Raw genomic sequence first — 19,733 nt, 5'->3', positions numbered from 1 at the left:
CGAGAAGCTCCGTTCCGACATGGAGGACGCGGCGTGTCTTCTCGAACTTGCGGTCGGTGAAGACGATCAGGATTCGATTGAAGAGGCGGGCAGCATGCTCGCGTCCTTAGAAGCCAGGGTCAACGAACTTGAGTTTGCGCGGATTCTCGGCGGTCCTGACGACGCTCGAAACGCCATAGTATCGGTAAACGCCGGGGCTGGGGGGACGGAAGCCCAGGACTGGGCCCAGATGCTTCTTCGTATGTACCTCCGGTATGTGGAGAGGAAGGGATTTTCTGCGGAGCTGCTTGAGACTCAGGACGGAGAGGAAGCCGGCATAAAAAGCGCCACTATTCTTGCCCGGGGGAAGTTTGCCTTCGGTTACCTCAAGGCGGAGACCGGGGTTCACAGGCTGGTGAGGATATCCCCTTTTGACTCGAACAAAAGGAGGCACACGTCATTCGCCTCGGTTTTCGTTTCTCCCGAGATAGATGATTCAATAGAGGTGAACATAGAGGAAAAGGACCTCAGGATTGATACTTACCGCTCGAGCGGAGCGGGCGGACAGCATGTTAACAAGACAGATTCCGCTGTCCGCATCACGCACCTGCCAACCAGCGTCGCGGTCAGCTGCCAGAACGAGAGGTCGCAGCGCCAGAACAGGGAGAGAGCCATGAAGATACTCAAGGCGAGGCTCTATGAACTGCGCAGGATGGAGGAAAGACAAAAAGAAGAGGAACTCAATTCCTCGAAAAAGGAAATCGGCTGGGGAAGCCAGATAAGATCGTACGTTCTGCATCCCTATCGCATGGTGAAGGATCACCGTACCAATTTCGAGTCCTCGGGAGTTGACGCGGTACTTGACGGGGAGATAGATGATTTTATAGAATCGTGTCTTTTGCACGATGCAACCGAAAATTCGGGGGAGGAAGCGACTTGAAGTTCGGTATAACGGGTAAGAAGGATAGCGCGCAAGTCTATGAGATTGCCAGGCGACTGTGCGGGTGGCTTCGCGAAAGAGACATAGAGTTCTTCGTTGAGGAGAACCTTGGACGGAACATAGATGCTGAGAACGTGCTTGCGGAGCGCGATCTGGCTGCGGCCGTCGACATAATAGTTGTGTTCGGGGGTGACGGTTCCTTTATCTGGGTTTCACGAATGGTGCAGGGAAACGACGTCTCAATACTGGGCTGCAATCTCGGTGGACTCGGGTTTCTCACTGAGTTCACGGTGGATGAGTTTTTTCCGATGATGGAGAGAATACTCGCCGGAGACTACGAGATAGAAAAAAGGGACATGATATCGTGCTGCGTAGACAGAAAGGACGGAGAGCGGGAAGAATTCACGGTACTGAACGACGTAGTTATAAACAACGGTCCAATTTCCAAGGTTGTGGATCTCTCCATATATATAAACGAAAAATATGTTACGACCTTTAAGGCTGACGGAATTATCTTCGCGACCCCTACCGGCTCAACCGCCTATTCTCTTTCTGCGGGCGGGCCGATAATTTATCCGACGCTGCCCGTGATAACCGTCACTCCAATATGTCCGCATATTCTTGCCAACAGGCCTATCGTGGTTCCCTACACGAAAAAGATAAGGACGAGGGTGCTTACCGACATACAGAACACCTATCTTACGCTTGATGGCCAGGTGGGAGTGCCTCTTTATCTCGGCGACGAAGTTGTTCTTGAAGGCTCGGAGAGTTACGTGAACATCATAAAATCTCCTTTTAGGGATTATTTCAACATTCTGAAGACAAAGCTTATGTGGAGCGGGAGATATGAAAATTCCGAGTGAGGAGAAGTTGATTCATGACTGGGTAATAAGGCAGGTGGAGCAGAAGTACTCCTCGCTTTATAATGAGATACGCACCAATCCCGGCGAAGAGCAGCTCTGTGAGTTCGAGGGGTTTTTCCCCGATGTAATTCTCGGTTCGTACGGGCAGGTCGTGCAGATTATTGAGGTTGAGACCGAAGCCACTATCGACGAAAAAAGAAGCGAGTACTGGAAAACCCTCTCGGAGCTTTCGGTCCAGCTCATTCTGCTTGTTCCCGCAAAGTCAAAGACTCACGCTACAGATCTTTGCTGGAAATCTGGGCTTGCCGGCAAAGTGAAAATAGGAACTTTCGAGGTCTCAATCAGGATATAGGGAGTCCCCGAGCGTTCATATCATGAACTGTCCTTCCCGAAGATCTTTTTTGCCCCGCTTGAATTCAGAGGCGTCCATTTTTCTCGCGGCTTCGATCTGAAGGGAGAGTATCTGCAAGATCCCATTACCCGTTGCGACGTCCAGGCTTTCTCCCCCGAGAGATACTATTTCTCCGGGTCTTCCTTCCCCCGGGCCCGAAAGCGCCCTTAATATCTTGAGGTTTTTCCCCCCGAGCGTGGTGTGGGCGCACGGCCACGGAGTCATCGCCCTTACCAGGTTCTTTATCTCCTCTGCGTCCCGGCTCCAGTCCACCCGGCCGTCTTCTCTAGAGAGAAGAGGTGCGTAGGTGGCCGCGGCCGGGTCCTGCTTTACGGGAGATATTTCATCTTTTGCGATGCTGTCGATCGTTTCCAAAAGAAGCTGTGCTCCTTCAAGCGAGAGTCTTTTTGAAAGTTCCCAGGCGGTTTCCTCATCCCCTATCCGCACCTCCTTTTGAACGAGAATGTCTCCCGTGTCCATTTCCTCGTCAATCTGCATGATCGTAACTCCCGTTTTTTTCTCTCCCTTTGCTATGGCCCAGTTAATCGGGGCTGCTCCCCTGTAGCTGGGAAGCAGCGATGCGTGAACGTTTACGCAACCGAAAGGGGGTGCGTCAAGCATGGCGGCGGGGAGCATCTTTCCGTAGGCCACAACCGCTATGAGATCGGGGGAAAGGGACTTCAGTGTCTTTTGGAACTCGGGTGTCTTTAAGTCTTGGGGCTGAAAAACGGGCACTCCGCGCTCCGCGGCCACTTTTTTTGTTTCCGGCCATACGGGTTTTCGGCTCCTCCCCCTTGGCCTGTCCGGCTTCGAGAGAAGCGCGATTACCTCGTGGGGAGAACCGCAAAGCGCCTCGAGAGATGGTACGGCGAATTCTGGTGTTCCAGCGAAAAGGATTCTCATTTTTCTGTGTTTTTAAAGGAAGCGACCGCTTCGGTCTCCATCTTTTCGCGCCTGCGCGAGATTTTTGTTCTAACCGGTTTCGGTGTTTTTCGGTGCACACCGTGCACATTTTTTAGGCATGGTTTGCAGGCTCTAAGTCTACTTGAAAATCCCGAGCCGTTGGGAATTTATTTTTTCTCAATTATTTCAGAGAGTTAGAGTGAGCGTTTCCTGCCTTCTGGTTTTATGGCCTCTTAATTGCAAAAGGTATTGAGAAGAAAATTGTCCAAACATGGAGGAGTTGGTTATGAATATCGCAGATTTTTTAAGAAAACCCTTCGGATGCAGCCGCGTGCTGTTTCTTTCGGTTTTTGCTTTTGTTGTTCTGGGGGGCTATTCAGCTTTTGCGTCAGAAGGTGCGGCCCATTCTGTTTTCGTGGCGAACAACGTGTGGATGCTGCTTGCGACTTTTCTTGTCTTTATAATGCATCTCGGATTTGCTACTCTCGAGACCGGACTTACCAGATCGAAGAACACGGTAAACATACTGTTTAAAAACACGTTTATCATTTCGGCGGGCATTCTCACTTACGCCCTTATGGGTTTTAACCTTATGTACCCAGGGGATTTCATAGGCGGTGGCATCTTCGGGTTTGCAGGTTTCGGTATTTCAGCACCGGCCGGGGCTGAGGGGCTCATAGAGTATGCGGACGGTGGCTACACCTACTACACCGATTTCATATTCCAGGCAATGTTTGCCGCGACGGCGGCCACGATTGTCTCCGGAGCTGTTGCCGAACGTATAAAGCTCTCGAGCTTTCTTATTTTCGCAACCATATTCGTCGCCATAGTGTATCCCGTAGCTGGATCCTGGAAGTGGGGCGGCGGATGGCTTGACCAGATGGGCTTTTACGATTTCGCCGGTTCTACGCTCGTTCACAGCGTAGGAGGATGGGGAGGACTTGTCGGAGCCTATCTTCTCGGCCCGCGCGTAGGGAAATATCTCGCCTCGGGAGCGATGAGGCCGATTCCGGGTCACTCTCTTCCGCTTCTTGCAATCGGCGTGTTTCTGCTCTGGATGGGATGGTTCGGTTTTAACGGCGGTTCGGTGCTGAGCGCGGATCCGGAACTGATTTCACTGGTCATAGTCACGACTTCGCTTGCGGCGGCTGCGGGCGCTTTAGGAGCGGCCTTCACGTCGTGGGGAACTTTTAAGTTTCCTGATCTCTCCATGGCTCTAAACGGTGTGCTTGCGGGTCTTGTGGGAATCACGGCCGGAGCCGACGTGGTCTCTCCGGGAGAGGCGGTCATCATAGGGCTTGTGGCAGGAATAATAGTGGTTTTCGCGGTCAGTTTCTTTGACAAGATAAGGATAGACGATCCGGTGGGAGCGATTTCCGTTCACCTGGTCTGCGGTATATGGGGAACGCTTGCCGTGGGAATTTTCGGAGGACCCGATTTCAGTTTTATGGTTCAGCTTATCGGAGTTCTGGCATACGGTGTCTTCACGGTCGTCTGCGCCTTCATCATCTTCTACGCCATAAAGATGGCTGTTGGCATAAGAGTGAGCGAGGAAGAGGAGAGAAGAGGACTGGATATAACCGAGCACGGAATGGAGTCCTATCCGGATTTTCAGTCCGCAACTTAGGTTTAGGTTTAGCATGAGAACAGGGAAAAAAGGAATAATAACTCTTATAGGAGGAGAAAAATGAGAAGTATAGTTTCTAAACTTTCATTGATGATGATCGCGGCGGCTTTGCTGCTCGGGACCCAGTTCGGGGCCCCGAGGGCAAACGCCCTCGATCTCGGAAATCTTGAGTCGATTGGACTCGGCTTTTCGCTTGACACGACTTATCAGTATGTTTCAAACGGGGAAGTCGGGGAAGGTATCGCCGAGAGGGGTCTTTATCCCGAACACAACGATTTCTCGATAGACGCCTTCACTCTTTCGCTTGAAAAAGTTCCAACTGTCGGCGATGGAGTAATGGATCTGGTGGGTTTCAGGGCTGATGTTCTTTTCGGCGAGCAGGCTGAACGTCTCGGCTTCGGTTTTAACAGCGACGGCGATGGCGCGGTAAGCCCTTATCAGGCTTACATAAACGTGCTTGTTCCATCGGGCGACGGCGGCCTTAATGTTTATGCCGGTCAGTTTACCACGCTGGCGGGCTGGGAACTTATAGAGGCCAAGGACAACACCAACATAACGAGGTCCCTGCTTTTTTACAGGATCCCGTTTGCGCACAGCGGTGTTCGGACGACCTTCAGTGCCGGATCACTTGATTTTGCTCTCGGTTTAAGCAACGACTGGGACGCGGTTGATGACGTGGATGACGGAAAGACGTTTGAATCTCAGATCGCGCTTAATTTCCCGAACGACGGCTGGCTCGGCATTACCGGGTACTTCGGCGATACGGATGGCGATACCAGGACCCTTGTCACGGTCGTCGGTACCATGACCCTCATGGAGAAACTGACCTTGATAGGCGATTTCGAGTACACGTCGCATGATGCGGGGGGAGACCGCTGGGGTTTTGCCGGTTATGCGATAGTAAGTCTTGCGGACTCCATGTCACTTGCTCTCAGGGGTGAGTACGTTGACGAGTCGGAAAGAGTTGATACGCCGGACCTTGAGCTCTACGAGTTCACCTCGACTCTTATATTGACTCCTTTCGAGTCCGTGGGAAATTTCGAGACGAGGCTTGAGTATCGCTACGACAAGGCGGACGGCGATGACGCTTATTTTGCCGGCGAAGAGGATCAGCACGGATTTGCGGTACAGCTTCTTTACTGGCTTGACGTATAGATAGAGGAAACAAAACACAACGCAGAAGAAAAAACCATCTCTCCATACCTCTTTTTTCTGTGTTCAGGGGGGCCACGGTTCTTTAGCAAAGGGCCGCGGCCCCCTTTGTTTGTGAACGAAGAAGTTTCGTTCCTTGAAACAAAATATTTTCTTCGGGTAGAATTAAAGCCCGTTTATTTCTGCCCGGATAGCTCAGTTGGTAGAGCAGAGGACTGAAAATCCTCGTGTCGGTGGTTCGATTCCGCCTCCGGGCACGTCATTTTTGAGGGGTTTTTGCGGGAGAAGCGGAACCTTTCCGTTTCCCTGCTTAAGATAGGTGGTTTATGCTGAAGACACTTAATCGGACAGCTGGTGCTCTGGTTGCTGTTGCGGCTCTTGTTGCGGCTTGCATTTTCATTGTGTCGTGTTCTTCGGAGGCCCAGACAAACCCGTGTCCGCAAGGAACTGAGCCGTATACCGAATACAGGCTTTTTTTCGGACGTGGGAACGCGGATAATCCCCGGACCGTAAGTGATGATGACTGGAGCAAGTTTCTTGAAGATACAATCACCGTTGAGTTCCCAGACGGCCTCACCGTCCTTGATGCTTACGGACAGTACACCGCCCCTTCCGGAGCGTTCATAAAAGAGGATACGAAGGTGCTTATAATTCTTGTCCCGCCGGATAACGATTCCGTTTCCGGAATAGACAGGGTTATCGGAGAATACAAACAAAGGTTTGACCGTTCGGCGGTTCTGCGCCAAGTAGCAAGCGCCTGCGCGGCCTTCTGATTTTTTTCTGATCCGGGTTTCGTCGCAACTCCCCGAAGCTTTTGTCGCAGCTGTGCGGAAAAGCGATGTCAAAAGAAGGAGAAATATGCTATTGATAGCATATATATATTGAGGAGTTGTTTCATGCCTGCAAATCTTCATGTCCGAAATGTTGAAGATGAAATCATAATTCGTCTCAAGCGTCGCGCCGCGCGTCACGGACGTTCTGCGGAGGCCGAGCGCCGGGAAATCCTGCGCCAGGCGCTTTCCTGTGAAGTCGAACCCGCGTTTGAGGAGCTTGCGGCAAAACTGCGCCGGATGACCGGGGGCCGCGAGCACACTCCGGCGGAAGATCTTTTGCGTGAAGGACGCAGCGAGCGGTGAGCCGCTACGTTATTGACGCAAGTGTTGCGATCAAGTGGGTCGTGGAGGAAGGAGGGACTGCTGAGGCCCTGGATGTTCTTAGAAATGCCCGGTTATCCGCGCCCGACCTTTTAATCGCGGAATGTGCCAACATCTTGTGGAAAAAAGTACTGCAGAGCGATATCTCCGAGGACGAAGCCTTGCTCAAAGCGCAGCTTCTTGAACATGCGGAAATTGAACTTCTTCCGACCCGGCACTTGCTTGGTTCTGCGACTGCCCTTGCGGTTAAGCTCAATCACCCCGCATACGACTGTCTTTGCTTGGCGTTGGCGCTGAATACAGGTCGGCCGTTTGTAACTGCCGACGAGCGCTTCAGGCGCAAGGTTTCCGAACATCCCTCGGGGCGATTTTCGGACATGGTATTATCTCTGTCCGAAGCTGTAGCGTCGGCTGAGAACTGAATTGCGCAGGGACGGCAGAAGCCGCAGATTGGCGTACCCCACCCGTTTTCCCTGTTTCCGGTTCGCGGTGATTCCATAGCTATATTGTTTTGTTATACGCATTAAGTTAAACTTGGCACGCAAGACTATTTTATTCTCGGAGGAGTTTTGAATGAAGTTTGGAGACTATCTAAAGAGGATAAGGAAAAGAAGAAAGATTACCCAGGAAAACCTCGCTCGATCTCTTGAGGTTTCGAGCGTGTACATACATCAGCTTGAAACCGGAAAGGTTGACGCACCCTCTTTTGACCGCTGCCAGCAGATATCTTCAATCCTGGGGGTAAAGGTTGAGGAAATCTGGAGCGTCTCAAGGACGGAAAGACTCAAAAGATTCATCGAAAAAGAAGCCATATCAGAACAGGAGCTCGAGGTTCTCACAAACGAGGAGAAGATGCTCCTTAAGCTTTACAGAAGTCTTGACGGAGAAATAAAAAAGGATTTTGCCGGAATGGTGTTCATGCTTCTCCGACATTCACAGGATAAAAATCTACGCAAGATACTTGAAGAGTTTGTAAAATGCGCCTGAACCAGAAATTTGGACTGCTGTTCAAAATATCAATGGTTGAGCTGGGCATCATAGCCCTTATAGGTGTGGTGTTCTATTTTCAGTTTGATAACGCGAAAAAAGACTTTGTCACCAGAACCAAAGCCATAGCCGAGACTATAGGAGACCAGGCGACCAGTTTCTATCGGGACCACGGAGAGGGGTCTACAAGTGACGAGTTCTATCTTTTTCTTGACCAGAGGCTGGGCAGGGAGAAGCTGTTTAACACTTTCGGGGTCTCTCCCAAATTTTTCAGCGTTACTTTTATGAAACAGCCGGAAAACGAAATGGCTTCCGGACATTTTCTGGAAAACGCTTATCCGCCCGAGGGATACTCGGTTGAAAAATACGCAGGAAAGATTTCCGTTTCCGTTCCGTTTCTCTCCCCGCAGGTCGATGGGCCGCTCGGCATAGTTAAGATCGATTCCGACACGAAAACACTGATGAAAAAGGTTTTCGCCGACAACTTTCTGCTTTACGTAGCTATTTTAGTGGTGCTAAACAATCAGGCCTTCATTCTTCATCTGTTCTTAAGAAGGAGAAAGGAGGAGATTCCCTTCAGCGAGGGTTATCTCAAGGAACACTCCATAAGCGCACTTAAGCTCATGCACAAGGTGCTTGGAGACATAATAGAAGATCACGCTTCTGAAGATAAAAAGACCGCGGAAAAGAAAACTGCGGATCCAGCGAACGTGATTTCGATTTCAAACGTGGGCACTAAACCGGAAAAATGAAAAAAAGCTTCCTGATTACGTCATTATTTGTCCTCGCGGCCTTTGTTCTTACGGCCTGCACCGCGGAGGAATCCGCCGTTGAGCTCGACGGGCCGGTTCTCCAGACCGAGAACTTTGACGGAAGCGTGGATTTTAACGGCGCCGTGGTGAACACGGCGAATTTCCCGGTACAGTCAGTTTATGTCGTTATATTCGTAAAGGATTCGGATGGAAACGCCCTTGCCGCGACCTCCGCGCTTGTTGAGGAAGGGGAAAGACTTGATCCGACGGAAAGCTTTTTCTTCACAGCCAGTTTCGACAGCCTTCCCCCGGAAGCCCATTCCAGAGAAGTGCAAATATATTACGATCTTGTGGAAGAGTAGTTTCCAATCCCCGGTTCGTTGATTTCTCCTTTTAAAAAATTGGCTTTCGGTAAATTTCGTCGCCCGGGTTCCCTCCTTGAGGGCAAAGATGCCATGGTTGGAATAGATATAGGTTCAAGTTCCGTCAAGATTGTGGAGCTTTCCTACGGGGGTGGAAACTATCGGCTTGAGAATATGGGAGAGGCTATGCTTCCTGGAGATGCGATAGTCCGCAAGTCAATTTCAAGGGGCGACATAGTTTCGGGGGTTGTATCAAGTCTCGTTTCTAGACTCGGCGTGAGAACGAAAAAGGCGGTTATAGGAGTTTCCGGCGAAGCCGTTGCTTTGAAAGTCGTAAATGTTCCCAGAGTTTTTCTCGGAGAGGACATGGAAAAACTTGTTCCGGACCTCGTGAGAACCAGTCTTCGCAAAGACGTTAACGGGGTTAATTACAGCTACACTCCGCTTTTCCGCCGCAACGGGAAATCCGAGGAGACCCAGGTGCTGGTTGCGGCAGTTTCGAAAAAAACGGCGCAGGAGTATAAAAGTTCGCTTTTCTCGGCGGGACTCCGCGCCCAGGTAATTGATGTTGACGCCATGGCCCTTTCAAACTGCTATACAGTTTTTTGCCGAGATCGCGGTCAAAAAGTGGCGCTTGTGAATATCGGAGCGTCAGGGACTAACTTGAGCGTTTTGGATGGTACAGTGCCTTTTGTCCTGAAGGATATTTCGCTTGGGGGGCAATGGATTACGCTTCGTTTGATGGAGGAATTCAAAATCACCTACGAGGAGGCGGAGAGAATAAAGTTCAGCCTTAAAGGTTATGGCAGATATGACGAGATAGAAAGTGTTTTCACTGATTTCGTTGCTCGTGCCACTGATGAGATAAAGACGGTTCTTGATGAAGCAGGAGACGTAATCGACCGAATAATTCTTTCCGGGGGATCTTCAAGAATAGCAACTCTCGCCGATGCACTTGGAGAGGCCACTGGGGTTCAGGTTGAGATTTCGAATCCTTTTCGGAATATTACCTTTTCGGATTCGCGTTTTGATCCTGAATACATTGAACATCTGGCCCCGAAGATGGCGGTTGCGGTGGGACTTGCGCTGAGGGGTTTGTGAATAGAAGAAAAAACTGGTAAGAAATTCCGCGTACCGGATTAGTTTCTTGAAGGTATAAGGTGGACTATCAGAGAAACCGCAAGCGCGACCGCGCCGACTACCGAGAGAACCTTAAAGTAAAAAGACCAGTCGAGTGAGAATTTGAGGGAAATTCCGAAACCTACTATAAAAAGGACAAGCGCGGTTATGAGGATCCCTCCGAGAATGTTTGTTCTAAGCATAAAAGAACTCCAGAAAGCAGAATTAATAAAAACGGCACTAATTGTATACAAGACCTCGTAAATTTCAATTTTTAAAACAGGGAAGTTCCTGCGGCTGAAAAGCCGGGTTTATATCATGTCAAGCAAAAGGGAATTGCGGATTCTAAAACTGCTCAGCGAAAACAAGGGGAAAAGTCTCTCCGAGGGCAATATTCTCAGGGGGCTTGATATGCCAGAGAGAAAAAGAGAGAAGCTCCGGGCTACGCTGAAGAGTATGGCCTTCGAGGGGAAGATTAAAAGAACCTCCAGGGGTAGCTACCGTCTTCGAAAACATTGGAAGAAGGGTGCTGCGAAAAACGGTCGGCACCTGGATTCCCCTGTATCTCTTCTTAATGGGAACCGCAAGAAAATCGTTCCAGCCGGCCTCTCAAAAGGTAGCTTCCTGAGGGTTCTGGCCGACTTGAGAGAAACCCCGAGGGGGTTTGTTGCCTGTCCCAGAAAAGCGGAACTCTTCGAGTATGAGGTTGAAACCGGAGGGTGGAAAAAGAGTTTTTCCGACGGGGAACTCGTAGTCATAGAGAGTAAGCCGGGGAAACAGACAGCAACAGTGACCGAGCGCTTGGGGATATCTGGAGAGATTGAAACTGAAAAAAGGGGGATTATCTCCGAGTATGGTCTTGCGAAGGGTTTTTCGCGCAATGTGACAAAAGAAGTCGCGGGTCTAAGCGCGGAATTGTCAAACGGCAACCTTTCTTCGAGAGTGAATCTTGAAAAAGAGACTACTTTCACCATAGACGGGGATGACGCAAAGGATTTTGACGATGCGGTAGGCGTAACAAAAATCCGCAGGGGATACAGACTTCGGGTAAGTATCGCGGACGTTTCTCATTACGTGGCTTGCGGAAGTGCGTGTGACGAAGAGGCTGCCCGCAGGGCCACCAGCACCTACCTTTCAGACAGGGTGATTCCCATGCTTCCCAAGAGGCTTTCAAACGATCTTTGCAGCCTGCGCCCCGGAAGAAGACGGCTTACCAAGACGGTCGAGATGGATTTCGATTCCTCGGGAAGGCTCAGGGACTCGAGGATATACAACAGCGTGATAAAAAGCTGCGCGAGGCTTACATACTCCGAAGCCGCGGCCATTTTGGAAGGGAACGGCACTGCTTCATCCTCCCGTGGCAAAAACATCATTTCTTCCTTGCTTTTGATGAAGGAGCTTTACCGCAAGCTCAGGGAGCTTAGGATCGACAAAGGAGGCCTTGACTTTGATTTTCCCGAGGCCGTGCTGCTTCGCGATTCCAAGGGAGAGGTAAGCGACGTCGACAGGCTTAAGCGGAATGTCGCCCATGAGATAATAGAGGAGTTCATGATCATGGCCAACTCCGTTGTCGCGGAGTTTATTTTCAGAAATGGTTTCGAATCGATTTACAGGATTCACGAATCCCCGGATCCGGATTCCATAGAGCAACTGCGTGAAAACCTTCTCAAAATAGGTATCAAGGCAAACTTCGGAGGACAGATTAAGCAGCAGGACATCCAGGAAGTAATGAAAGCTGCTTCGGGAAGAAAGGATCGGGAGCAGATAAACTTTATGATTCTACGCGCGCTCAAAAAAGCCGTTTACTCAACAAAGCATGTTCCCCACTTCGGTCTTGCTATAGACGATTACACCCACTTCACTTCCCCCATAAGAAGGTATGCTGACCTTGTTGTTCACAGGATTATCGATGAAATACTGCAGAAAAGAACACCTTCCTACGATTCCGCCCGTCTCAAGCGGATAGCAGAACGCTGCTCGATTCTGGAGAGAACGGCCGAGGATGCGGAGCGCCAGTTTATGAACCTCGAGACGGCGAATTTCATGAAAAGCCGCGTGGGTGACGTATTCCACGGGAAAATACTGAGCATACACCCCTTCGGGGTTTTCATAGAAATAGAAGAACACTTCGTCGAGGGACTCATCCCCGAGCATTTTTACAAGATCAAGGGCAGGAAAAGAAAGTGGTTCAACCTCGGAGAGGAAGTTCGCGTGAAGCTTGTATCAGCGGACATGGAGAGAAGAAGGCTTACTTTCAATCTAGCATCCTGACCGTTTTTTTCAGTTAATGGTATCCGGCAAGCGGTAGCTTGTGCTTCGTCCGCCGCCAGGGTTCTGAATAAAAATGCCGCGTGACTTTAAGTGCTGAATGTCCCGTAATGCTGTATCTGTGGAGCACTTGGCCAGTTTTGCATACTTTGAGGTGCTCATATGCCCTCTAAAATCATGCTCCAGCATACGATTAATAATCAGACGCTGACGTTTATTGACAGGTTGCCGATTAATCTTTTCCCACAGCTGTGCTTTAAATAACACGGTGCTCAGTGTGTCTTCGGCTCTGGCAATTGCACGACCAAGGCAATCCAGAAACCATTCAAGCCAACCTGTTACCTCCGGCGTGCCGCGTTGCTGTTTTTCCAACTGGTCATAATAATCTTTGCGCTCAGATTCAAATTGCGATGAAAGGCTGTAAAAGCGGTCTCCCATGCCGTCAGCACGCGCCAGGGCCATATCGGTAATCGCTCTTGCAATACGTCCATTACCGTCTTCAAATGGATGAATTGTCACAAACCACAGATGGGCAATACCGGCTCTGAGCACGGGGTCAGTATCATCCTTGCTCTCAAACCATACCAGAAACCCCGTCATCTCATGTTCAAGGTGCTCTGCGTTTGGAGCCTCGAAATGAACTTTTTCACGTCCTATAGGACCTGAAACCACTTGCATGGGACCGGATTCGACGGAGCGCCAGCCACCAACTGTGATGCGACGCATGCCGCTGCGACCTGTTGGAAACAGTGCCGCATGCCAGTCAAACAATCTGTCTTTTGTTAAAGGTTTGATAGATTGCTGGGTCGCATCCAGCATCATTTCAACAATACCCTCAATATCTTGGTTCACTGACGTAATGCCGGCGATATCAATCCCTAGTCGGCGAGCGATTGATGAGCGAACCTCTTGCGGGTTCAGATTTTCTCCCTCGATGGCTGATGATTTAACAACATCGCTTGTCAGTGTTCCGAGACTTGCTTCTTGCTTGAGTTCGAAACCTAATCCTTCCATTCTGCCTAACAGACGACCCTGACAGTGTCGAATATTGGCAAGCTTGGAAGCGAGTTTTTTGATATCCCAAGTGAAGTTCGGCCAGTTATGATGCTCATGTATCCACATATCATTTACCGCATTGTTTGCAGTGATTGTACCTTTTATTTATCGCACAAGCAAGAAAATCGCCGTAAAATATGCGGTGAATAAGATTGCTATTCACCGCATAACGGCATGGATGGCTTTTTTCGGTTCTTCGTATATGACGATTACCTAAGCTTGGATTAGGCGGATATGTTTCGATACGGTTTGCTTTTTCCAAGAACAAGGTTCGGCCGGCAATACCTGGCTTCCGACGGAGCTTGCTATCCCTGAATAGGAGAACTCGGGGTGAACTGATGGCGGAGGGAGTGGGATTCGAACCCACGAGGGCCAAAAAGACCCCACTGGTTTTCGAGACCAGCGCCTTAAACCGCTCGGCCATCCCTCCCCCGACACGCAAAACAGGCTACCGAAGCCCGAGGGGCAAGGCAACATCTCCCGGAAAGTTTTGTTATTAACGCCTCCGTGTAAAATTAAGCGGATATGATTGAAAGCTATTTTACCCCTGAGGCCGCAGAGTTCATCAGGGAGGCAATAACTGAGGCCTATGGAAACGAGGTCTTTTTCGTCGGCAGGGTAAACGAAAGCTCTCTGGTCTGCGATGTAAAAGTCCTTGCACGCGGCAACCGCCAGACGGTTCCGGCCATCCTTGACGCGGCGAAAACGGGGAATGTCGTCGTGCATAATCATCCCTCGGGCAACCTCGAACCTTCACCCCAGGACGTGGCAGTCGCTTCGGCTTTCGGAAACAAGGGCGTCGGTTTCTACATAGTGGACAGCGAGGTCGAAGAGGTGTACGTAGTTGTTGAGCCTTTTGTTCCGGGGGAAACGGTACGTGTTGACAATGAATCCGCGAGGGAATATCTTCTGCCTGCGGGTTCCGTGGCCCGTGTCTTGGGAGAGAAATACGAGCACAGGGATGAGCAGCTGGAAGTCCTCTCAAACGTAATTGACGCATTCAATGACGAACACCTCTCAATGATAGAGGCCGGTACGGGCACCGGAAAAACTCTTTCCTACCTCATACCTTCCATTCTCTGGTCGATTAGCAACAGTGAGAGGGTTCTGGTCTCAACAAACACCATCAATCTTCAGGAACAGCTGATAAACAAGGATCTTCCCCTTCTTCGGGATCTTTTCCCGAGGAGATTTGATTACGCTCTCGTTAAGGGAATGAGAAATTACTTCTGTCTTCTCCGCGGCGAAGCCGTTGGGCAGGATCTTTTCGATTTTATAGACGACGGGGAAAGAGGTTCCATGAAGGATGTGCTTGAGTGGGCCAGGACCACATCGGACGGCTCACTTTCCGATCTTGCGTTTACGCCCCCTGACGATGTGTGGGACAGGGTGTCTGCGGAAAGCGAAAGCTGCCCGGGGACCAAGTGCCCCCATTATTCGAGCTGCTTTTTCTTCAAGTCGCGGAGGGAGCTCTCGAGGGCTTCGGTGCTGGTTGCCAACCACCACATGCTTTTCTCCGATATTGCGATAAAAGGGACCGCGGGACCCGATTCGGATTTCGGGATAATTCCCCGCTACGCGAAGGTCGTTTTTGATGAGGCGCACAATATCGCCGAGGCGGCCACTTCGCATTTCAGTCTGAAACTTAGCAAGCACGGGATTGCGAAGACGCTTTCAAAGCTTCGTTCCCGGAAAAACAGGGACAAGGGGCTTGTATCCTACATATCTCACCTCGCGCAGAAAGAAAAAGATTCCGCCCTCAGGGAGGTTTTCGAGCGCTCGGGCGGCGGGCTTGCGAGGGCCGTTGAGCGCATAGAGACGGTAAGCGAAGAGGTCTTTAATTCGCTTTACGGTTTTGGGGTGGAGCTATCGGGTGAGACAGCGATAAGCCTGAGGCTTACGGAAAAGGTTGTGCGGCACGAGAAGTGGCCTGCCGTTGAGGAGCGCTTCGGGGCGCTTGAAAAATCCCTCTTTTCGCTTGAAAACGAGATTGCCCACCTGCTGGGAGTAGTCGAGGGCTCACCGCACGCGGATTCCCACATAAAACTCACCGCTGAGCTTGGAGGCATCGCTAAGAGATCCCTTGCTTTCCGCGAAGCCATAGGAAGGTTTTTTGGCGAGCAGGACGAGAGTTATATAAAGTGGTTTGAGGGGAACCGCAGAAGGGCGGCGATTTTCTGCTCCATCAACCTCTCCCCGCTCGATGTATCCAAGGAGCTTGATGAAAAGCTCTACTCGAAGACCAAAACCGTCGTTATGACTTCTGCGTCGCTTGCCGTGGATAAGAATTTCGATTTCCAGAGGAAAAACATCGGACTTTCGGATAATGAAAGATTCAGGGGGCTTATTGTTGATTCACCGTTTGATTTCCGAACGCAGTCCCTGCTGCTGGTCCCGTCGGATATGCCCGAGCCCGGGCGCGAGGACTACGAAGATTCCCTTGCGCAGATACTCTCAGACTCGATCTCCGTAACGAACGGAAACGCTCTGGTGCTTTTCACCTCTTATTCCTCGCTTAACAGGGTTTATGAAAAGACGGGGAAAATTCTTGAGAGCATCGGGGCCGTTCCGGTCAGTCTTTTCAAGCAGGGAGAAATGCCTAGGGGCCTGCTGCTTGAAAAATTCAAAACACTTGGGAACTCGGTGCTTTTCGCGACCGACAGCTTTTGGGAAGGAGTAGACATTCCCGGGGATTCTCTAAAGATGGTCGTTATATGCAGACTTCCCTTCAAGGTTCCCACGGACCCGGTTACGGAGGCGAAAATCGAGTACATGGAAAAACAGGATATAGATTCGTTTCGCGAATACATACTTCCCCATGCGGTACTCAAGTTCAAACAGGGCTTCGGGAGACTCATACGCACCAAGACGGACCGCGGTGTTGTTATGGTTCTTGACAGGCGCATCGTGTCGAAATACTACGCGAAATTCTTTATCAACTCCGTTGCGGGGAGCGGCTTTTTCTGCGCGAAGACGGAACAGATACTCGGACGGATGCGGGATTTTTTCTCTGAGGAGCGAGAGCACTGAATTTCTTACATGCATAGAGCGAAAAACGGCGAAAAGCAGCGGCTGGAGAATGTTTTCAGAAGACTAAGCAGATCCCGGTTCCGTTCTGGGTTCAGGCTGAATGCCAAGGAGATGTCTTATCTCAGGCAAAAAGGGCTCCCCGAAGTGCTTTCGCACGGAAGGGATTTTCTTCTGAAAAGGCTTGCCCCCGCTCTGCCCCCTAACGACGGGAAGCAGACTCCATGGGGCGGACATCCCGTGTTTCGCGCCCAGCATGCCACGGCCACATGTTGTCGGAGCTGCCTGCTAAAGTGGCACGGCATCCCTAAGAAAAGAAAGCTCACGGAACAGGAAATTAATTATATTCTTCTGGCAATTGAGATGTGGCTTTCGGCTCAGAGCGGTCCGCAGGAGTGATTTCCAAAAAAAATTTGTTTTATGTTAGAATATCGGGAGATATAAAAGGTTTTATGTTACGGAGCTAGAAAACATGGATGAAGAAACGCAAACTCTGCCCAAACTTGTAGCGGATGAGATCGACGAATTCGAGCAGCAGATATCCGACTACATGAACGGGAAGATAAGCGAGGTGAAATTCCAGAAGATAAGACTCCAGCTGGGGGTGTACGCACAGCGCCAGGAAGGAGTCCAGATGCAGAGGATAAAGATTCCCTACGGGAAACTGAGTTCCGCTCAACTGAGAAAACTTGCAGACGTTTCAGACAAGTACGCAAGTGGCTTTTTTCACCTTACGACCCGCCAGGACGTTCAGCTTTACTACGTCAACCTTGAAACAGTTCCCGACATGATGAGGGATCTTGCAAGTGCGGGGATCACAACTCGCGAGGCCTGCGGCAACACAATAAGGAACGTCACGGCTTCCCCGATAACCGGGGCTTCGCCTACGGAAACCTTTGACGTGACTCCTTACGCCGAGGCATTTAAGCAGTTTATGCTCCGAAACCCCATATGCCAGAACATGGGAAGGAAATTCAAGGTCTGCTTTGAGAGCAACCCGGATGTCGACAACGCGGGAATCCGCATCCATGATCTGGGTTTTCGCGCCAGAGTAAGGGAAGAGGATGGAAAGCACGGCTTTCAGGTCTACGTCGGCGGGGGGCTCGGCGCTTCGCCTTCGCTCGGACATCTCTGGACGGAGTTCATGCCGGTTGAGGAGATGATACCTTTTTCGGCTTCGGTCGTCAGGATCTTTGACAGGTACGGCGAGAGAAAGGTTAGGATGAAGGCCAGAATGAAGTTTCTTGTGAGGAAACTTGGCTTTGAGAAGTTCAGAGAGGTAGTCGAGCAGGAAAGGGCTTCGCTTGAGGTCGATCCTTCGTGGAACGACTATCTTGAGGCAATTGACTGGGAGCACGAAACTCCCAAGCCGAACGGACACGATCTTCCGGACGCTCCTGGCTGGGTGGAGGATGACCCGGATTTTACGGAGTGGCGGCAAAAAAACGTTTCTCCGGCGGGGGTCGAGGGATATTCAATCGTTAACGTGAGAGTGCTTCTGGGAGATGTTCCGGCCGATACCGCAAGAGCGCTTGCGGACATGATAGACATCCATGCAGACGGTTCCATACGGATAACTATCCAGCAGAATTTCGTGATCAGGTGGGTTCCCGATCAGTCCATCCCCTCGCTTTACGCCGATCTTAAAGAGGCGGGCATTTCCGATTCGGGTGCGGACACTTTCGAAGATGTAACCGCCTGCCCGGGTGCCGATACCTGCCGTCTGGGCATCACTTCGGCCAAGGGCCTTGCGACGAAGCTTACCAGCATGATGGATAACGGTCTTGGAAAATACAAGGAGACTCTTGGGGATCTCAGGATCAAGATATCCGGCTGCCCCAACGCTTGCGCTCAGCATGTTTCGGCCAGCATAGGGTTCCAGGGAGCGTCCATAACCAGAGAAGGTAGAAGCGTTCCTGCCGAGATGCTTTTCCTCGGCGGAGGATTTTACGGAGACGACTCGCGCCTTGCTATGCCGGTCACCAAGATTCCGACCAGAAACGCTCCCAAGGTTGTCCAGAGACTGCTTGAGATATACGAGAGGGAAAAAGAAGATGGCGAGCATTTTGACCTCACGATGAAAAGGCTCGGCGCCAAGTACATCAAGGAAGCGGTCTCCGAGTTCAACGAGATCCCCCAGTACGAGGATGATCCTGATTTTTACACTGACTGGGGACACGAAGAGAAAAAATTCGCCGTTCAGCAGGGAGTAAGAGGAGAGTGCGCGGGGGTCACAGTCGAGGAGAAAATCCCGGTCTTCTCGGACGCGGAAAGGCGTCTTGAGCAGGCACAGGCTCTTTTTCTCCACGGCGACTACGAGGCATGCATAAACGAGCTTTATCTGGCATGCTCCGACAGTGCTCATGTTCCTCTCTACACCAAGCTTATCGATCCGTTCACTCCGGAGCAGACGATATGGGAGTTTGAAAACCTTATCGTGAGAACCGGGGAGACCGGTGAGAAATGGCTTGATGTCTCGCGCAAGTTCAGCGAATACAGGGACGGGGAGGCTTCGGCATCAAAAGCTATAGAGTTCCTTGAAGTCGCCAAGAGCTTCCACTCTGACTGCGAGAAGGTTCAGGAGCAGTTGACTGCGTAAGGCTGGTTCAGGTGTGGCTTAGTAGCCTCCGGTTATATATTTCTTAAGCGCCTCGATCTCGAATTTCTGACGGGAGATAATGTGGTTTATGATGTCGCCGCTTGTCACCATCCCGCAAAGCTTCCCATCTTCTATTACCGGAAGGTGCCTTATCTTGTTTGCCGTCATGATAGCCATGCTTTCCTGAATCGGGTCGTCGGGCGAACCGTAGATCACATCCCTGATCATGAGTTCGCTTATTTTTGTGTTCGCCGATGACCTTCCCTGAAGGATGACCTTCCTCGCGTAGTCGCGCTCGGAGAATATTCCAACGACTTTTTCCCCGTCAAGCACGAGCAGAGCACCTATTTCTTTTTCCGCCATCATCTGAAGGGCTTTATACACGGTTTCATCCGGTCCTATCGACCATACGCTGCTGCCCTTATGTTTAAGTATATGTCTTAGATTTTCCATGATGCATTCTGTCTTTTACGTTTCACAACCTATGCTATCAAGTATACAGCAATTCCCACTAAGTCCTAAAGCCCCTTAAAACAAAGGGGTTCAGGAATTTG

The 19,733-nt window shown here is 50.6% G+C and carries 20 protein-coding genes and 2 tRNA genes; 17 read left to right on the top strand and 5 right to left on the bottom strand.

The genetic code is table 11. The features are described from left to right. From prfB to OXG10_05450, 3 genes are all read left to right on the top strand, one after another. Positions 1-919 (top strand): peptide chain release factor 2 (gene prfB / locus OXG10_05460; GenBank protein ID MCY3826809.1); only part of this gene is annotated, 919 nt, incomplete at its 5' end. Continuing rightward, the gene (locus OXG10_05455; GenBank protein ID MCY3826808.1) at positions 916-1,782 is read left to right on the top strand and encodes an NAD(+)/NADH kinase; all 867 of its coding nucleotides are present in this window, start codon (positions 916-918) and stop codon (positions 1,780-1,782) included. The genes prfB and OXG10_05455, both read left to right, overlap by 4 nt. Continuing rightward, positions 1,766-2,134 carry a hypothetical protein gene (locus OXG10_05450; protein ID MCY3826807.1) on the top strand — a complete coding sequence of 123 codons (369 nt, stop codon included), beginning with the start codon at positions 1,766-1,768 and terminating at the stop codon, positions 2,132-2,134. The genes OXG10_05455 and OXG10_05450 overlap by 17 nt, the downstream gene beginning before the upstream one ends. Before the next feature lie 15 nt (positions 2,135-2,149). Here OXG10_05450 and fmt read toward each other — a convergent pair whose 3' ends face one another. Beyond that, positions 2,150-3,076: a methionyl-tRNA formyltransferase gene (fmt, locus tag OXG10_05445; GenBank protein MCY3826806.1), complete on the bottom strand. Its 927-nt coding sequence runs from the start codon at positions 3,074-3,076 to the stop codon at positions 2,150-2,152. Between the two features lie 433 nt (positions 3,077-3,509). Between fmt and amt the strand changes: the two genes are divergently transcribed. The 10 genes from amt to pilM all read left to right on the top strand — a co-directional run bounded on the left by amt (position 3,510) and on the right by pilM (position 10,211). Next, positions 3,510-4,703 carry an ammonium transporter gene (amt, locus tag OXG10_05440; GenBank protein ID MCY3826805.1) on the top strand — a complete coding sequence of 398 codons (1,194 nt, stop codon included), beginning with the start codon at positions 3,510-3,512 and terminating at the stop codon, positions 4,701-4,703. Positions 4,704-4,763: 60 nt separating this feature from the next. Next, positions 4,764-5,858 carry an outer membrane beta-barrel protein gene (locus OXG10_05435; protein MCY3826804.1) on the top strand — a complete coding sequence of 365 codons (1,095 nt, stop codon included), beginning with the start codon at positions 4,764-4,766 and terminating at the stop codon, positions 5,856-5,858. A gap of 181 nt (positions 5,859-6,039) precedes the next feature. Continuing rightward, positions 6,040-6,112, top strand: a tRNA-Phe gene (locus tag OXG10_05430). A 69-nt stretch (positions 6,113-6,181) separates the two neighbouring features. Further along, positions 6,182-6,628 (top strand): DUF3574 domain-containing protein, encoded by a 447-nt coding sequence (locus OXG10_05425; GenBank protein ID MCY3826803.1) that lies wholly within the window; start codon positions 6,182-6,184, stop codon positions 6,626-6,628. A 123-nt stretch (positions 6,629-6,751) separates the two neighbouring features. Continuing rightward, on the top strand, positions 6,752-6,991 hold the full coding sequence (locus tag OXG10_05420; GenBank protein MCY3826802.1) for a hypothetical protein: 240 nt from the start codon (positions 6,752-6,754) through the stop codon (positions 6,989-6,991). After that, positions 6,988-7,431 (top strand): type II toxin-antitoxin system VapC family toxin, encoded by a 444-nt coding sequence (locus tag OXG10_05415; protein ID MCY3826801.1) that lies wholly within the window; start codon positions 6,988-6,990, stop codon positions 7,429-7,431. Before OXG10_05420 ends, OXG10_05415 begins: the two co-directional genes overlap by 4 nt. Positions 7,432-7,582: 151 nt before the next feature. Continuing rightward, positions 7,583-7,996, top strand: coding sequence for a helix-turn-helix domain-containing protein (locus OXG10_05410; protein MCY3826800.1), 414 nt, complete (start codon positions 7,583-7,585; stop codon positions 7,994-7,996). 32 nt (positions 7,997-8,028) lie between these two features. After that, the gene (locus OXG10_05405; protein ID MCY3826799.1) at positions 8,029-8,748 is read left to right on the top strand and encodes a hypothetical protein; all 720 of its coding nucleotides are present in this window, start codon (positions 8,029-8,031) and stop codon (positions 8,746-8,748) included. Further along, positions 8,745-9,110 (top strand): hypothetical protein, encoded by a 366-nt coding sequence (locus OXG10_05400; GenBank protein ID MCY3826798.1) that lies wholly within the window; start codon positions 8,745-8,747, stop codon positions 9,108-9,110. The genes OXG10_05405 and OXG10_05400 overlap by 4 nt, the downstream gene beginning before the upstream one ends. 93 nt (positions 9,111-9,203) lie before the next feature. Next, positions 9,204-10,211, top strand: coding sequence for a type IV pilus assembly protein PilM (gene pilM / locus OXG10_05395; GenBank protein MCY3826797.1), 1,008 nt, complete (start codon positions 9,204-9,206; stop codon positions 10,209-10,211). A gap of 38 nt (positions 10,212-10,249) precedes the next feature. On the opposite strand, the gene OXG10_05390 is transcribed toward pilM, so the two are convergent. Further along, complete coding sequence (locus OXG10_05390; protein ID MCY3826796.1) at positions 10,250-10,432, bottom strand: hypothetical protein; 183 nt, start codon at positions 10,430-10,432, stop codon at positions 10,250-10,252. 115 nt (positions 10,433-10,547) lie between these two features. On the opposite strand from OXG10_05390, the gene OXG10_05385 reads away from it, so the two are divergent. Beyond that, complete coding sequence (locus OXG10_05385) at positions 10,548-12,500, top strand: VacB/RNase II family 3'-5' exoribonuclease (protein MCY3826795.1); 1,953 nt, start codon at positions 10,548-10,550, stop codon at positions 12,498-12,500. Between the two features lie 9 nt (positions 12,501-12,509). Here the strand turns inward: OXG10_05385 and OXG10_05380 are convergent, their stop codons facing one another. Both OXG10_05380 and OXG10_05375 read right to left on the bottom strand, forming a co-directional pair. Beyond that, a complete protein-coding gene (locus OXG10_05380) occupies positions 12,510-13,619 on the bottom strand; it encodes a Fic family protein (GenBank protein MCY3826794.1) in 1,110 nt (369 codons plus the stop codon). A gap of 273 nt (positions 13,620-13,892) precedes the next feature. Beyond that, positions 13,893-13,983: transfer RNA gene (locus OXG10_05375), tRNA-Ser, on the bottom strand. 95 nt (positions 13,984-14,078) lie between these two features. Between OXG10_05375 and OXG10_05370 the strand changes: the two genes are divergently transcribed. The 3 genes from OXG10_05370 to OXG10_05360 all read left to right on the top strand — a co-directional run bounded on the left by OXG10_05370 (position 14,079) and on the right by OXG10_05360 (position 19,179). After that, positions 14,079-16,583, top strand: coding sequence for a DEAD/DEAH box helicase family protein (locus tag OXG10_05370; protein ID MCY3826793.1), 2,505 nt, complete (start codon positions 14,079-14,081; stop codon positions 16,581-16,583). A 9-nt stretch (positions 16,584-16,592) separates the two neighbouring features. Further along, positions 16,593-16,979 (top strand): DUF4186 domain-containing protein, encoded by a 387-nt coding sequence (locus OXG10_05365; protein ID MCY3826792.1) that lies wholly within the window; start codon positions 16,593-16,595, stop codon positions 16,977-16,979. 73 nt (positions 16,980-17,052) lie between these two features. Continuing rightward, complete coding sequence (locus tag OXG10_05360) at positions 17,053-19,179, top strand: nitrite reductase (protein ID MCY3826791.1); 2,127 nt, start codon at positions 17,053-17,055, stop codon at positions 19,177-19,179. Positions 19,180-19,197: 18 nt separating this feature from the next. On the opposite strand, the gene OXG10_05355 is transcribed toward OXG10_05360, so the two are convergent. After that, positions 19,198-19,632, bottom strand: coding sequence for a CBS domain-containing protein (locus OXG10_05355; protein MCY3826790.1), 435 nt, complete (start codon positions 19,630-19,632; stop codon positions 19,198-19,200). Positions 19,633-19,733: the final 101 nt, after the last annotated feature.

The sequence above is a fragment of the Candidatus Dadabacteria bacterium genome, assembly GCA_026706695.1.
Classification (GTDB): Bacteria; Desulfobacterota_D; UBA1144; order Nemesobacterales; family Nemesobacteraceae; genus Nemesobacter.
The sequence above is the reverse complement of the archived record's forward strand: the minus strand, read 5'-3'. Positions and strand labels throughout refer to the sequence as shown.